General features: G+C 41.0%; 16 protein-coding genes. All 16 read left to right on the forward strand.

Going from position 1 to position 16,181, the window contains the following annotated elements; all coding sequences use genetic code 11:
* Positions 1 to 42: 42 nt before the first annotated feature.
* Positions 43 to 438, forward strand: coding sequence for a type VI secretion system tube protein TssD (gene tssD / locus R2Q80_RS04465; RefSeq protein ID WP_047797262.1), 396 nt, complete (start codon positions 43 to 45; stop codon positions 436 to 438).
* 313 nt (positions 439 to 751) lie between these two features.
* Positions 752 to 2,590 carry a type VI secretion system Vgr family protein gene (locus R2Q80_RS04470; RefSeq protein ID WP_316798434.1) on the forward strand — a complete coding sequence of 613 codons (1,839 nt, stop codon included), beginning with the start codon at positions 752 to 754 and terminating at the stop codon, positions 2,588 to 2,590.
* Entirely contained in the window at positions 2,591 to 2,764 is a 174-nt protein-coding gene (locus R2Q80_RS04475) for a hypothetical protein (protein WP_316798435.1), read from the forward strand.
* Positions 2,761 to 3,798, forward strand: a complete 1,038-nt coding sequence (locus R2Q80_RS04480) for a DUF2931 family protein (RefSeq protein WP_316798436.1) — start codon at positions 2,761 to 2,763, stop codon at positions 3,796 to 3,798. Before R2Q80_RS04475 ends, R2Q80_RS04480 begins: the two co-directional genes overlap by 4 nt.
* Position 3,799: 1 nt before the next feature.
* Positions 3,800 to 5,212: a DUF2235 domain-containing protein gene (locus R2Q80_RS04485; RefSeq protein WP_316798437.1), complete on the forward strand. Its 1,413-nt coding sequence runs from the start codon at positions 3,800 to 3,802 to the stop codon at positions 5,210 to 5,212.
* 9 nt (positions 5,213 to 5,221) lie between these two features.
* Positions 5,222 to 6,193 carry a hypothetical protein gene (locus tag R2Q80_RS04490; protein WP_316798438.1) on the forward strand — a complete coding sequence of 324 codons (972 nt, stop codon included), beginning with the start codon at positions 5,222 to 5,224 and terminating at the stop codon, positions 6,191 to 6,193.
* Between the two features lie 19 nt (positions 6,194 to 6,212).
* Positions 6,213 to 6,698 carry a DUF4280 domain-containing protein gene (locus R2Q80_RS04495; protein ID WP_316798439.1) on the forward strand — a complete coding sequence of 162 codons (486 nt, stop codon included), beginning with the start codon at positions 6,213 to 6,215 and terminating at the stop codon, positions 6,696 to 6,698.
* A 5-nt stretch (positions 6,699 to 6,703) separates the two neighbouring features.
* Positions 6,704 to 9,352 (forward strand): hypothetical protein, encoded by a 2,649-nt coding sequence (locus tag R2Q80_RS04500; RefSeq protein WP_316798440.1) that lies wholly within the window; start codon positions 6,704 to 6,706, stop codon positions 9,350 to 9,352.
* A complete protein-coding gene (locus tag R2Q80_RS04505) occupies positions 9,342 to 9,962 on the forward strand; it encodes a hypothetical protein (protein ID WP_316798441.1) in 621 nt (206 codons plus the stop codon). The genes R2Q80_RS04500 and R2Q80_RS04505 overlap by 11 nt, the downstream gene beginning before the upstream one ends.
* 3 nt (positions 9,963 to 9,965) lie before the next feature.
* Complete coding sequence (locus R2Q80_RS04510; protein ID WP_316798442.1) at positions 9,966 to 10,760, forward strand: hypothetical protein; 795 nt, start codon at positions 9,966 to 9,968, stop codon at positions 10,758 to 10,760.
* 10 nt (positions 10,761 to 10,770) lie between these two features.
* Positions 10,771 to 11,469, forward strand: coding sequence for a hypothetical protein (locus R2Q80_RS04515; protein ID WP_316798443.1), 699 nt, complete (start codon positions 10,771 to 10,773; stop codon positions 11,467 to 11,469).
* A gap of 541 nt (positions 11,470 to 12,010) precedes the next feature.
* The gene (gene tssD, locus R2Q80_RS04520; protein ID WP_316798444.1) at positions 12,011 to 12,406 is read left to right on the forward strand and encodes a type VI secretion system tube protein TssD; all 396 of its coding nucleotides are present in this window, start codon (positions 12,011 to 12,013) and stop codon (positions 12,404 to 12,406) included.
* Positions 12,407 to 12,458: 52 nt separating this feature from the next.
* Positions 12,459 to 12,854: a type VI secretion system tube protein TssD gene (gene tssD, locus R2Q80_RS04525; RefSeq protein ID WP_047797262.1), complete on the forward strand. Its 396-nt coding sequence runs from the start codon at positions 12,459 to 12,461 to the stop codon at positions 12,852 to 12,854.
* Positions 12,855 to 12,974: 120 nt separating this feature from the next.
* On the forward strand, positions 12,975 to 13,811 hold the full coding sequence (locus R2Q80_RS04530) for a hypothetical protein (RefSeq protein ID WP_053058531.1): 837 nt from the start codon (positions 12,975 to 12,977) through the stop codon (positions 13,809 to 13,811).
* A 13-nt stretch (positions 13,812 to 13,824) separates the two neighbouring features.
* On the forward strand, positions 13,825 to 14,394 hold the full coding sequence (locus tag R2Q80_RS04535; protein WP_316798445.1) for a hypothetical protein: 570 nt from the start codon (positions 13,825 to 13,827) through the stop codon (positions 14,392 to 14,394).
* Between the two features lie 6 nt (positions 14,395 to 14,400).
* Positions 14,401 to 16,179 (forward strand): type VI secretion system Vgr family protein, encoded by a 1,779-nt coding sequence (locus tag R2Q80_RS04540; protein WP_316798446.1) that lies wholly within the window; start codon positions 14,401 to 14,403, stop codon positions 16,177 to 16,179.
* Positions 16,180 to 16,181 lie beyond the last annotated feature (2 nt).

Consider the following 16,181-nt stretch of genomic DNA (forward strand, 5'->3'; position numbering starts at 1 on the left):
GTCCAAAAATTATTATCTTTCAATTATTAAAAAAAACTTATCATGGCATTTAAAACCCGTTTAAATTTAGGATCAAAAGAATTTGATGTATTACAGTGCAGCTTTTCTTTAAGCAGAGATGTTGACGCAAAAGGCCGTCCGTCGTCTGGTGTTTATGGTGGAACCATTAATATCGAAATCGAGTCGACTGAAGATACTTCAGTGATTGAGTCGATGGTGAACAACCAATACAAGCCACTATCAGGCAATATCATCTTTAAAAAAGGAGAAGAGGATGCGAAGATGAAAGAGCTGTCGTTTGAAGACGGCTACATCATCCAATATAATGAGGGCATTGCGGTTAACGACAATACGCCGATGACCTTAAGTTTTGTGGTTTCGGCCAGAAAGCTGAAGCTGGGTAACGCCGAGCATGAGAATGACTGGCCAAAAGCGTAACCGGCAAATAAAATATTTTAAAGCGACCGGTTAAACTGGTCGCTTTGTTTTATACAGATTTTTACTCATCATTCTGATTAGTTTTAATTTTTTAAACGCGCTCCCGGCTGTTTTCATCCGGTCCGGAATTTCGGCAAACTGAAATATTTAAATGCTCTACCTATGCAAAATCATCTCACCATTCCATTGCTGACACCCATCTGGTTTCCTAACCAGTATCTATATCTCAAATGTGGTTCATTGTACAATGGACTTCTATCTAATGTTTGCAAGTATTTCATTTGGGGGTTTGTGGCGTAATGGATCGAATACTATGGAAAAGAAACTATTTACAGAAATCAATATAGAAGATAAGGCAATTACGCATTTTGCTTCCTTCACATTACAACAACAATTCAATCATCATCATTATTTTGAGCTGCGTTTCAACCATGATCAAATGGGGGCACCCGGACTGATTAATCTGGATGACAGCCGGGATTTTGTAGGGAAAACCCTTACCGCATCTTTCGGCTTTAGTCAGGAAGGTTTACAGCGATTTTCGGGGTTGGTCACTAAAGTAGAATTGTCGCAAACCCACGGTTACCACGGCGTTTTAATTGTTAGCGGATACAGCCCGACTATATTGATTGATCGCGGTGAAGACCTGGGATCGTACCTGGATAAGGATTTAAATGAAATTGTGAAGCTGGCTACCCGGGATACTCCTGCAAACGATTTGAAGATTGTTGCTAATGCCACGCGTAAATCGCATATCGACTACATCATTCAATATAAAGAGAGTGACTTTGAGTTTCTGAACAGGCTTTCGGGCGAATACCACGAATGGTTTTTTTACGACGGAAAGCAGTTGCATTTCGGTAAGCCCGATGAGCAAAAAGAAGTGGCCTTGTTTTATGGCAGGGATGTACAGAATCTGCAGTATGCGATGGAGGTTGCGCCGATTAAAAATAAGCGTTTTGCCTACAATCCAAAAGCCGACGAGGTGTTGCAAAGTGAGAGTAGCGGAAAAACTGACGGGCACCCTGATTTGGCACATGCGGTAAAAGCATCGAATAGCATGTACAGTAAAATGTATAATCAGCCGACAATGATCCGTGTTGATAATAGCGAGGATATAAAAAGCCATGTGGAGAATGAGGAAAAGGCTAATATTTCGGGACTTTTAAAGATCACGGCTAAGGGAGACAATGCGGAGTTGAGTATAGGTAGTATTGCGGAAATTACGATGAGTGTAAGGAAAGAGCTGGCTTTTGTTACGGAAAGTTTGGGTAAGTTTCTGATTACGGGTATCCATCATCACGTAGATGGGATAGGTAAATATTACAATACTTTTGAAGGTCTGGTATCGAGCACGGAGCGGATTACGGTAAAAAATTACCGGAAGCCCTATGCAGATATGCAGATTGCGGGGGTAGTGGACAATCACGATCCGGAGGGTCTTGGCCGAATCAAGGTGAAGCTGAAATGGGAATGTTTAACGAATGATACTACGGAGTGGCTGAGGGTTGTTAGTCCGAACGCCGGAACAGGCGAGCGTGGGTCTAACCGTGGATTTTTTGCCATTCCTGAAATCGGTGACCAGGTGATGGTGGCTTTTGAGGAGGGGAATATTGCCCGCCCGATAGTGATGGGAAGTATTTATAACCGCAGTAATGTGGACAGTGCACCGCAGATACAAAATCATTTAAAAAGCCTGACTACCCGGAGCGGACATTTGATTGAGTTTGACGATAATGCCAATACGCAAGGAATTAAAATTACCGATATCCATAATAATGTGATTCATATTGATACGAAAGGCAATAACATTACGATCACTGCGCTTGAGAATATGAGTTTGAACTGTAAGAATATGCAGATCAACGTTCAGGAGAATATGGATATACAGGTGGGGCAAAACCAGTCGACAAATGCGGGTAAAGATATTGCCACGACTGCCGGAAATAACTATTCGCTGAGTGCGGTTGGTAATGTTTCGGAAACATCAAACAACCGGACGGAGCTGGTAACCAAGGATTTTAACAGGATATCGGACACTTCGAATGAGATTGCATCGGAAATCAGCCTGTTTAGTGCCAAAGAAAATATGACCATGCAAAGTGGAAAGATCGTTGAACTGAACAGTGCGGAAAAATCTAATCTATTCTAAATGGCGATCATCAGACAGGCAAAAAATATTACGATAGCAGTTACACAGCACTATGAGTTGCGTGTTGGAGTCAAGCTGGAGAAAATCAGTCAGGTAATGAACGTAGAGGCCACATCGGGGAATCTCGCCCTGGCGAGCAACAAAAAAATAGTATCCAGCGGGAATAAATCATGATTTTTAAGCAAAACAGGTATGCCTTGCTAGTGCTGGTATTGCTGGCAATTACAAGTTGTAAAGGACAAAAAATGGAAGAAAAATTTGAGTGGACCGGTACTGTTTCGGCACCAGAAGAATATCCTATGGAGGTTTATAAAGGCGCGATCATTGCACAGGATTTTACTTATGGTTTCGATGCGATATGGGGTACACAGAATACGGGTTGGGGAAATGACGGAGGTATTATGTCGGTAACCGAAAAACAAATGGAGGCACCAGACTCGCTGGCTTTTACCTGGTTATCACTTATGGAAAAGAAATTTTATACGGGCAAATGGAAGCTTGACAAGAGCCGCATTGCGACCTTATTTGCGCAGGGTTTTATTGATGACCGGACGAAGCAGAAGGAAACTTACAAACTGGTTAAAGTTGGTTTAGCGCCGAAAGGGAAGGTGGTTGTATGGTTGAGTGGTGCGGGTTTTCAGACAGAGGTTGGTGCATTTCAGGCCCATGATACCACCATTACTGCCGAACAGGCCTATGATAATGCCAAATACATGTTCAGGCCGGATTTTATTGCAAAAACGTTGGGGAATGATATGGTGATGAAACCGGAAATCAAAGCGAAAGTAGCCCAATACGGCATGCCTGATATGGATGTTTATGAGCGCTATAGAAAGAAATATGAGTGGAAGGTAAATGTCTTAGTTCCTGAAGGGGAGAAAGTTTCTTTAGTTTATTATAACCTGTTGAATGGGGAAGAAGAGAATCTTTTTGGTGATGCGCTTAATAGCTATTCGAAACGTGCATTGCCAAAGTATATATCTGTAAACTGGATGGATAAGGCAGGCCAAAGGAACGGCGTGGAGATTAAGCCGATTGATGAAAAGGAGATTAGCGGCGCTTTTGAGGCTTTGGGTGATGAGTCTCCGATAGATTTGGTGATCAGGTTGAATGAAACCGCAACGGATGCACAGCTTTTATTAAAGAATGCTAAACGGGAGGTAAAATTGAACAGTAATAAGGTTAGGATCAATAAAAATCTGGATTGATATGACTAGTGTTCAACTTGGTGCCTACACCCCTAAAAACAATACTGTTGAGTATCTGGATATTAATCTGGGGATATTTTTTGATGGCACTAAAAACAGTAAAACAAATACTGAAGAGCGCCAGAAAAACAGTGCTGCGTTTAATAAATACGGAAAGGATGATGATGAAAGCAGTTACTGGAACGACTGGTCGAACGTAGCCCGTTTGTGGGATCAGTATGATAAGAGCAAAAGCCTTTATATTGAAGGTATTGGTACAGAAGACCGAAAGGAAGACAGTACCATTGGCTATGCTTTTGGTTCGGGTGATACTGGTATCAGGGGTAAGGTGCGCATTGGGTGCGAAAAAATTGTGAATGAAAAGATTGTGAAGATTCTGAAAGCGAATGCAACCAAGAAACTCCGCAGTATTACTTTGGACGTTTTTGGTTTTAGCAGGGGTGCAGCTGCAGCCCGCAATTTTGTGTACGAAATAGGGAAATCTGAATACAGAGCCAGTATTATTGTTGAACCGAGATCTGGGACGATATCGAAATTCGATTCGGATGGAAAACCAACGGGTCTGGATGTTTTACCAGCTTGCGGTCATCTGGGATTGACGCTGAGCCAAGCGGGATATAAAATTACTGCTAACCAGATCAAAGTGCGGTTTCTGGGGGTTTTTGATACGGTATCATCTTATTCAAAATATATCAGTCCGATGCCTAATTTCAACGATGTTGAGGAACTGCATTTAAATGCGATTGGAAGGGCTCAGGCTGTGGTACATTTTATCGCTGAAGACGAGCACAGGCAGAATTTCTCTCTTACGCGGGTAAACACAGGTAAGGAGAAATCGTTTCCCGGTGTGCACAGCGATGTTGGCGGAAGTTACGATACTGGTAAGGAAGTAAAGGAAGAGCTGGAAACCTCCTGGACCAGTAAGTTTAACCTTGATCCCTTTAAAAAAAACTTAATAGACCAGGCCTGGTATAAAGAGAGTGAACTGGAAATTACCGGAGGTTTTGCGTATTGGGCACTAAAAGGCACCCGTTTTATCAAAAAAGAATATAGTTATATCCCGCTACATTTTATGGGGGAGTATGGGAAAAATAATAGTGCCCCAATTAACCTGCAGGCACTAACAGACAGTAAATATATTATTTCTGATGATCCGTTGCTGGTTAGGGTTAAGGGCTATTTAAAAGACTATGTGATGGGGAATGGAGCGCCTTATCGTTTTAAATCTTTGGCTCAGCTGGATCAAAAATATGCCGGTGCCAGGATACCGGAAAAAAACCTGGCCGAATATCAACAGGAGCGGAAGAAGCAGGAAGACTTACGCGTGCTGAGAAATAAATATTTGCACTGGTCGGCCAGGCGCGAGGGGATAGGCATGGACCCAAATTCGGACGGCAAACGTGTGATTTACTAAATTGAGGAGATGGATAAGACGATTGATCAATTGAATACTTCAGCTACATTAAAGGTTTCATTAATTGATGGGAACGCGATAAATTTCTCACCGAAGCCCCGGTCCCGAAAGCGGTACGGGGTTACGGTCAGGTATTATGAATCGGGTAGTGAGGCGGTATCTAAGCGGATTGATTATCAGATTGAGTTGAGTGTAGAACAGTTTAAGAACGAGCACAAAACCTGGCAATTGTGTTTTGATAAAGTGGAATTATACATTGACAGGCACGAGCCTGACCTGGTAAGTGAGCAGCTGGCCAGCCTTGCAATGGGGGCTATTTTTCCGGTGAAGGTTGATGTGAATAGAGAGAATGAGATTTTCAGGGGGATTGTAAACCATCCGGATATTTTAAACCGGTGGATGAAGACTAAGGAAAGAATCAGCGATAAATTCGAGGGTGACATTACAGAATTGTATTTGAAAAAGATGGATCAAAAGCTGGCTAACCGCGTGGAGCTTGAATATGCGCTTCGGTTAGACATGTTCTGGAGTGTGTTTTTTCATCCACAATATTTTAAATACGGATCGGGCCTGGATCGGGAGATGAGATTTAGTTTTCCTGCTGTTGCTTACCGGAATCTGGTATTTGAAGGCCGGCAATGGATCGATCCAGTATATACCGATTATGGAACCTACCATGTGGGTTTCCGTTCGACGGAAATGCTGACTGAGGATTTACGTTTTCAACTGCGCGCGAAGGTGGCTAATGAAATGCTTTTAGAGGCCCAGTGGGATTTAGACCAGGCCGGCGGTTTGCTTAAGCATGCCACGGTAAACTGGAGCCTGCTTAATGGCAGGGAAAGCGAGAAGCGGATTTTCTTCTCTGCTTATGAGATGGAAACCATGCAAGAACCCGTGAATGGACAGCTTTTGCAGGAGAAAGACGAGGAGATGTTGGGGGAGGTAAAGAAAAAAGGTTTTTGGGCAAGATTAATGAGTTGACAATTAAGCTAGAAAAGGTATGTCGCAGAAAGAAATAGTTGTTCAGGGAGCCACCTGCCAGTGTAAATATGGTACGGCTCCTGACAAATTGAAGGTGCTGACCCAGGAGAAGCACTATGTAAACGATATGGATGGCGGGCAGAAACTAATTGCCTCGCACGTTGATATCGGGATGACCTTTGAGAAAAATACTTTTGGGCAGTGTAAGCTGCAGCCAAATGGGGGCGGTTATAATCCTTGTGTTCCGGCGCTCACAGAATGGAAGGAGCAGTATAAAGATATGGTGCTGATTAACAGCGGGCAGGTTTTGGTTGAAGATAGCAAAGGGGTATGTTCGATCAGCGGATCGCCATGTATTTTGATCACGAAAACAGGACAAAAGGGGCAGCCCTCACAACAAAATGTAGATAATGCGGATGAGGATCAGCAGTCGCAGATCAATCCTTTGGTTAATATGAAGGAGCTGAATAAACAATCGTTTTACGAATTTTTAAATGCCGAATAAGTAACATGGCGAGAGGAATAAAAAAGTGTTATTGGAAAACGACAAACGGCACGATCTACACTGTAGCTGAGGGTGGAGAATATCAGTTGAATGCCGATGAGCTTAATGAATTTTATGTTGATGAAAGCTGTATCGATGATAGTAGTAAAAATAAAAAAGCTACTGTTGATGGCGCAAGATGGGCATTTATATACAATGGTTTTTTTTCTGCCGTACAGAAAAGTAATGATAACTCACTTTGGGGTAACCTGTCGGGTGGTACTGCGCCGGTGAATAAGTGGGGGTTGGGTACGAAATACAAAACCGGCAGCAGCATCAGGTTTGCACCGGCCGGAGATCATTTTTATTTCGGTTTTAAGCAAAGAGTCGAAGTCTTCAGTTTTGAGCCTGGCTCAGGTTTTTATTTCTACATTGTACCTGTTACCAAATCCAATATTTTATATGCTTACTTTACTGAAAGTGAACGGATACGACGATATGGAGAGACCATACCTTACCAGATTGCCTTTCACGGTTATAATTTAGAGAAGGGTAAAGACTATAGCGTAAAGATGTATCTTTTAGAGAAGCCGACAGGGGCTGGTTTACATGAAACGAAAGATTTTGAAGCGCATAATGTATGGGAAAAAATCAAAGTTTTTGATATTCCCCGAACTGGCGGGGGTGATGACTTTAATGTGCGGATGAGCGGGAGTTTTCCAATTGACATTGCCTGGAAAAAGGGAGAGAACCGGGAGAAAGAATTTAGTCTTGTTGTAGAAGTTTACCGGAAAGATAAAAACGGGCAGACACTGGTTAAGACGAAGAATTTTGCAGCGGAGCCTACAATGGATCTGGTGCAGTACGATCCGTCATTACTTCAATTAAGGGATCTTGATAACAAACCATCTGAGTCGAGCAGGTTTATCGTTTCTTCGGAGTTAATGGATCAATATCTGAAGCGCATGGAGGCCCAAAAAGCTAATCAGCTTCAGTTTATTGGTGATATCAGGTACACCCATAAAGAATTTGATCCTTGTGGGTATTCGACGATTACGGTAAAGAGTGACGATACCGAATTGATTATATTTGATGAGGACGCCGCAGATAAGGTTATTGACCGGACTGCACAGACCTTCGATATTATTGCGGGGGATGCCAGGAAAGAAATTAGTATTAAAGTTGGTAAGCTTACTACAAAAGGAGTGTTATGTAATGGTTTACTGTTGGAGGCCGGACAAAAACATGCGGATCAAAAGAATCTATTTCAAGTGGATAAAGTTCAACCCGCATTGAGGTTAAACGGTGGGGTGTACATTACACAACCTGATATTAGTCAGAAAGATGATCAGGATGTTCAGCCGGATACTGCAAAGGGTTTATCCAATGATGTGAGTGAAATCCAGGATTGGCAGTTAAATCGCGATTATAAATTTAATGGGGATGATGAAGCGATTTTGATGTTGCGGTATGTTTATAATAAAACAGTGCTGGAAAACCTGCAGAGTAAGGTTTCAACTCAAAATAACAGTGCTTTAAATTCACTTTGGGTATTCAATTACTTTATTTTGAACGAACAGGTTTCACAAAGTTATTTTCTTCCCGTGAGTACCTGTCGTTATCCTAACCAACTGGTTAAAGTGAGGGTATTCCCAGATGTTGAATGGGAAATTGCGTTTATGGTTACAGTTGGAAGAGGTTATAGTGGCAAGATCAGATATGAAAGGGAACGGATGGAGGGGCATCACCGGGGATACGACTTTAAATACCTGAAAGATGATTTGCACGTTGAAGCGACTCAAACTTCAAATCTGGGGTGGTCATTGAAGGGGAAATGTGTAGAAAATGGCAATGAACATACCCTGGGGCTTGAAAACGTAAAAAAGACTATCGATACTGCTGTATATGCATTTGATATGGTGCATGAAGGATTGCAGGTATTAAATCCACAGGGCGGTGTTGGACAGAGCGCTGCGGTGAGCAAAAGGGTGATTGAAATTGATTTTGCTATAGATCCGCCGAATCTTGGTTTTGCTTTAGGCTGGAAATTTGGTGCAGCCAGTACCAAAAGTATTGTACCAATCTATACTGGCGGATTGAGGGCAGACCCGCTAATCGGATTAACTATTTCGGTTGACCTTGTACCGTTGATCGGAAAGATCCCATATGTAGGTGCCATTGTGCGTGCAATTATCAGTGTTATTGAGTATTTGTCGGATTCGGACATTTACATCACATTCGAAGTTGCGCAAGCTGTGAAGGTAAATTTAAGTTTATCTTATAATAAAATTGACGGTTTCAGGAATAAGGGACAGCAAAAGGTTGAGTATGAAGTAGCCATCACTATAAAGGCAGGCTGTAAGAGTAACGATGTGATTATGATTCCGACTGTAACCAGGGGAGGGGTTACAGAAACTACTGAAATGGAAAAATGGAAAGTAGAGGGAGCTGCCAGCACCACCTTTACTTTTACTGAGGAAGTAGGGTATAACCTGAATACTGGTAAACAATACAAAGAATCGTCAGTGGTGTGGAATCCAGCAAGCATTACCATAACCTGTTATGAACTTTTGCTATCAAAAGTTACCTATAACCCAAGTTATTCTAACAAGATGAAACTATTTGACGATAAAACGCTTTATAAATCTGGTAAAATCGAATTAAATGAAAAATAGTATATTATTCACTTTTATTGCATTGTTTTTCCTGTCGGGCTGCGATGCTCAAATCAAAAAAAATCCAAAATACCTGGGTTCGAAATTTGGAAACTTTAATTTGGATGCTGTAACGTTTGCTGAGAATTTGGACACATTATTTTCAAAGTCGACAGGGTCTTTTAAACGGAGTGAGAAAGGCAATTCGTCAGCTGGTGGTATTGTAGGTCACCAATATTTTTTAAACAGTAAAAACAATCCGGGTTTAAAAGTTTATTTCATTGATGAACAGTTTAATGATGTTAAAAGCCAGTTTATTTCGGATCAGACCGGGAAATTTGCTGCGGTAAAGCTGAGCCTGGTTAGTGCGAAACCTATGGATATTTTATCGAAGATTAACCAGAAATATGGAAAATATGAAGTAAAACTTAAGATCAAAAATGCGCTTCATAATTACCAGTGGGATACACCGAAAAAATACATTTCTCTAGCCTATTCAGATAAGATGGAAGGTGAGGGCTATCTCTATTATCTGTTGATTACTGAAAAGAAAAGGGCTGATAGTAAGTTTGATATATCCCGTTTTTCGAATCCTATCCAGTTGTGTTTAGATAAATCCTGTAAAGAGTAAATTATGTATCATAGTTATCAGCATCCTTTATACGAAATTGAAGTCAGGTCGAGAAATTGCCGTGTGGAACTCACTGTTAATGATATGCCCTGCTTTAAGAGTGATGAGCAGGGAGGGGTGGCGGTGGACTGGCCTGTAAATCCAAATATTCTTTCGTCAGGAAGGCAATCATTCACAATTACAAGCAAACCCTACGAAGGCGATGATTACATTCATAAGAGTGCCAGTTTATCACTGAAGGTTTATGTTCGTGATGCATTTGTAAATGATAAGCCCAGAACATTGCTGGTAGAAATGCCGGAGGTTGATTTTTCCACTAAATCTCCGAGTCAGACTTACGTTTATGCCGGTAATTTCGATGCTTCAGTTCCATATCATCAATTGGGTTGGCAATCTTCGGTGCCATTGATAGAAGAAGACAAAGAGAGAATAATCAAGGAGGTTGGATTAATATATGATGAGCTGCTGGACATATTTAGAAACAGGGACTTAAGCCGTTACCTTGCATTATGCCATGAACGGCAGGAAGAAGTATTTAATTCATTCTACTTTAAGGGGCCATTGGATGAGAAAAGGCAGAGCCGGCTTATTCCAACTTTACCCGGCCTATTGATGAAGATACCCTATCAGGATTATCACTTATCTTTCCACGGATCAGGAAAGGTAGTAGGATTATCCTTGCCATCGAAGCCATGCGGCTTTTTGTTCTATTCTTCAGAAGATCAAAAAAATGCGGTTTTGGAGATGGCTCTTTTTCACAGAAAAAGTCCGGGAGCAAAGCTCACATTAATCAGGTAATCATCGAGGAATGAGAATTAAAAATATTTTACAGGTCGTATTTTATTATTCTTTAGCATTCCGGGCATACATAATCATTTCCCTTATATCTTCTTTTTTTCTAAAGTCATCGAGTGCGTATGCAATTGCCTCTACAAATGACGGTTTTCAGTTGACGATATTTCAAATTGAATACTATTGTCTGGTCGCTGTTTTGTTCGCCTTCAGGCCATCCCGTTTTCGAGGCGTGATTATGAGGAGTTATTTAGCAGAGCAATCGAAAGAATTCGATAAAAAAACATTTTTCCGGATCGTATACATTGGCGTCTTGCTTGCTGTTTTCGGTATTCCATACTTGCTGTTTAAAAATGCTATTCATGATATACTGGCTGACGTTATGGATACAAACCAGTATATTTTAGATCATACTTATTTATTACTCATATCACTTTTTTTCCTGCTACTTAATTTTTTAGATCTTTATTACAGTACGAGTGAAGCAGCGGCAAATGCTAAGAACAATTTGTTCAAGGGTTTATATACTATGGCATTGATTATTCCGATTGGTTTAATTATTTATTTGATCTCTATGGCTCTTGGTTTGAAACCTGATGTGTTGGTGGTTCTTTGTCTGTCATTTAATTTTGCTTTTTTTTACCTTAGTTTACAAGTTTTCTGGGGGTGCAGAAAGGCTACATATCAAGTTAAAAATCATTTATCTGTTCACTAATAGGGAGATCACATATGGTATACTTCTTTATGCGAATTACCCTGTAATAGAGCAATTTTGGAAAGAACAGACAGAGGATACCTGGAGGACGAACTGATTTCAGCTCTATTTTATTTATCGCGGCAAAGTTATCAAAGTTTATATTGGGGGCTATGATAAATCGGTGGAAGAGATTGTTCACTATGTTGCACTATTCAGGCGGTAGCTATCTTTATTATTATTAAGATCGTGATCGTATGATAGGTATGGATAAAAAATACACACCCTGTAGCGAAATGCTACACTGTTTCTAATCAGCTGTTTGGTATTCACATTTGTGGAATACTTTTCTGAATTAAATTAATCCTTCTCCAGATTACCAGAAACATAATGTGAGAAGCATTTGATGGCGGTTTTTCGTTTATTAAACTAATGACTGCCGTTACTAGTCGCTCATAATGAGTGTGATATGTCGGTGTTTGGCCTGATCTTTGGACGTGTTTTGATGCCGGCGGATGCTGTGCTAAATCAATTTTTATTTTAACCTTTAAATTTTAAAACTATGGCTTTCAAAGCTAGCTTAAATTTTTCAGGCAAGGAGTACGATGTGCTTCATTGTGCCTATGCGTTAAATCGCGATGTAGATGCTAAGGGAAGACCTTCTTCCGGAGTCTATGGCGGAACCATTGATATTGAGATCGAATCGACAGAGGACACCTCAATTATCGAAGCAATGGTAAACAACCAATACAAACCTATTACGGGAACTCTTCTGATCAAAAAGACAGAGGAAGATGCCAAAATGAAAGAAGTAAACTTCGAGGATGGCTACATTGTTAAATATTCCGAAGGGATAAACATTGTGGGAGATCATCCGATGACGTTGAAATTTCAGATTTCTGCGCGCAAGCTTAAGCTTGGTAATGCAGAGCATCTGAACGACTGGCCTAAAGCTTAATAAGCTTCAAGTCCAAAAATTATTATCTTTCAATTACTAAAAAAAACTTATCATGGCATTTAAAACCCGTTTAAATTTAGGATCAAAAGAATTTGATGTATTACAGTGCAGCTTTTCTTTAAGCAGAGATGTTGACGCAAAAGGCCGTCCGTCGTCTGGTGTTTATGGTGGAACCATTAATATCGAAATCGAGTCGACTGAGGATACTTCGGTAATCGAATCGATGGTGAACAACCAATACAAGCCACTATCAGGCAATATCATCTTTAAAAAAGGAGAAGAGGATGCGAAGATGAAAGAGTTGTCGTTTGAAGACGGCTACATCATCCAATATAATGAAGGCATTGCGGTTAATGACAATACGCCGATGACCTTAAGTTTTGTGGTTTCGGCCAGAAAGCTAAAGCTGGGTAACGCCGAGCATGAGAATGACTGGCCAAAAGCATAATCATTAGTAAAAACATTTGAAGGCGCCTGTTATCTAAGGGCCCCTTCAAATGCATTTTTGATTCCGTTTCATTCTGGTAAATTGTTTCGGTTGATTTGATTTTCATTTACGCTCAAGCCTATGAGAAAGAAAAAAAATGTCAAACCAGCGGTAAAATCGAAAGCAGGACCTGTGGTAAAACCATCACAGCCTACTGACCTGGAATATATTAAGCTTTTTGAAGATTGCGTTATTGATGCAACTAAAATTGGCGATATAGACAAGGTAATTGATGATAACGTTGTAGCCAATAAGAGTATCTACACTAAAATTTCGGATGCTGTTGCTGGTAAGGTGAATCTGAATCCACCTGTAAATTTCTTTTCATTTACACCTCAATTGGAAGGTGCACAACGTGATTTTTTTAGTCTGAAATCGCCTGAGGAGAGTGATTTGCTCTCGATGGGAATTCCTAAGAATCCATTTCAATTTAAAAATCCGTTTGATACTGCCCTTGTAAACTTTGCTTCGGGGTCTTCAAATATCCCCTGGTACTTTATAGCCTGTGCACACTATCTGGAGTGTAGTTTCTCGTTTAAAAAACACCTTCACAATGGTGATCCTTTGACAAATTATACGGTAAGGGTTCCTGCGAACCGACCGAAGGTAGGGCATGAGCCGCCTTTTACTTTTGAAGAGAGCGCGGTTGATGCGTTGAAGTTTATGCGGTTTGATCAGATACAGAACTGGAACCTGCCTACAATTTTGAGAAAGCTGGAAGCCTATAATGGTTTCGGGTATTTCAAGTTCCATAGTATTAATTCGCCTTATTTATGGAGCTATTCTAACCACTATACCAAAGGAAAATATGTAGCGGACGGAAAGTTTGATGCCGAAGCCGTTTCAAAACAACTGGGCTCGGCAGTTATCCTGAAAAGAATGGAAGAGCGGGCATTGATTGGAATTGCCAGACATTAATCAATATTCCTTCATGAAAAAAAAAGCGATCATATATTTTTTATACATGCTGCCGATTTTCGCATCGGGATGTGAACAGCCGGGTAAAAAAAGCAGTACGCCAATACACGCTGTCTCCAAGGTTGCACAGTCGAAAGTTAATGATGAAAAGGACTTTTATGCTGCCCTCAGGTTATTTAAGAAGGAGTTAGCGGTTAAAAACATTGGTGCGGTGGCGCAATGCATGCACTTTCCTTTTTACACCGGCCAGCAGCAATTGCCTGACGGAGGCACCGGTAACATTTCTGATCCGATTAGTTTACAGGATTTTAATACTTACAAAAGTTCCATTTATCACCGTGATGTGTTGCGGCTATTGCCGGGCACAAAGGATGACAACTTATCTGAGATAGATAATAAAACTGATGATCCGTATTATTTATCGGTTAAGAAACTTACCGATAGTGGCAGTAAACTTTATGAACTGTATGTGCAATATGCGGAAAGCAATACTCAGGCCGAGAATTATTTTGCTTTTGTGTTTGGCAGGGTGAATGGAAAGTATAAAGTGGTAGCATATTATGCGAAATGGCCGGTAAAATAAATTATCATGGAAAAAAAGCTTATAACAGAAATCAATATAGAGGGTAAAGCGATTACACACTTTGCTTCTTTTTCTTTACAGCAACAGTTTAATGCCCATCATTATTTTGAGTTGCGGTTTAACCATGACCAGATGGGCGCTCCTGGTTTGATATCATTGGATGACAGCCGTGGATTTGTTGGCAAAACGCTGACGGCTTCTTTTGGGCATGCCGGGGAACAACTACAGAATTTTGCTGGTTTGGTTACGAAAGTGGAACTGGCACAGAGCCATGGCTACCACGGAGTGATTATTGTGAGTGGTTATAGTCCGACAATATTAATAGACCGGGGTCCGGATCTGGGGTCTTATCTGGCAAAAAGTTTAAATGATATTGTAAAACTGGCTACCAGCGATACGCCGGCGAACGACCTTAAAATTGTTGCAAACGCCAGCCGGACGGCTCCGATCGATTATCTTATTCAATACAGGGAGAGTGACTTCGATTTTTTGAACCGCTTATCGGGTGAATATCATGAATGGTTTTACTACGATGGGGAGCAGCTTAATTTTGGTAAGCCAGATGAGCAGCAATCTATTTCTCTTTTTTATGGACGGGATGTGCACAACCTTCAATATGCGATGGAAGTTGCTCCGATTAAAAACAAACGGTTCTCGTATAATCCCAAACAGGATGAGATGTTATCGAGCGAAAGCACAGGCAAGGCAGACGGGCATCCGGATCTGGCACATGCCATTCAGGCTTCGAACTCTATTTACAGTAAAACCTTTAACCAACCCTCGCTGATCAGGGTAGACAGTAGTTCGGATATTAAAACTTATGTAGAAAATGAGGAGAAGGCTAATATCAGTGAGTTATTGAAAGTGAATGCGAGTGGTGATAATGCACAGCTGGCAATTGGCGCTATTGCCGAGGTATCAATGAGTTTGCGTAAGGAACTTTCATTTAGTACAGAGAGTTTAGGGAAGTTTTTGATTACCAGTATTTACCATCACATAGATGGTACTGGGAAATATCACAATACATTTGAAGGGCTGGTTTCTACAACTGAGCGTTTGCTGGTGAAGAATTACGATACTCCGTACCCTGATATGCAATTAGCCGATGTGGTGGATAATAATGATCCACAGGAACAGGGACGTATAAAGGTTAAATTTAAATGGGAATGTCAAACGAATGATGTGACGGAATGGTTGAGGGTAATTACACCTGATGCAGGAAGCTCGGACAAAGTGAGTAAAAACCGTGGTTTTGTTTTTATCCCTGAAATTGGGGATCAGGTGGCTGTTACCTTTGAAGAAGGAAACGTGGCACGACCCATTGTTATGGGATCGGTATTTCATGGTAAAAGCGGAAGTGGTGGCAGTGCAAGTAACAACAGTAAGAGCTTAACTTCTAAAAGCGGGCATACCGTTCAATTGAATGATGGTGGCGGTATCACGATTAAAGATAAGACCGGCGGAAACCACATTATTGTTGACGGACAGAATAAAGTTACGGTTACCTCCAGTCAGACTGTGGTGCTTACGAATGGCTCGTCTTCCATCACTCTAGAGAAAGATCAGATCACGATCCACGCGGATAAGATAGAGATTGCGCAGAAGGGTGGTGCCAAATCAAGTAAGATTGATATCAACGGAACGGCAACTAATGTGAACACCCAGGATATGAAAATAACCTCTACAACTAATGTGATAACTGGTTCAAATAACACCATTACCGGTACCAATCATGTTACAGGTGGAAATACAAAAATAGATGGAGGCGATGTATTTATAAACTAATG

Origin of the sequence: Pedobacter frigidisoli (assembly GCF_032678525.1) — a bacterium.
GTDB classification, from domain to species: domain Bacteria; phylum Bacteroidota; class Bacteroidia; order Sphingobacteriales; family Sphingobacteriaceae; genus Pedobacter; species Pedobacter frigidisoli_A.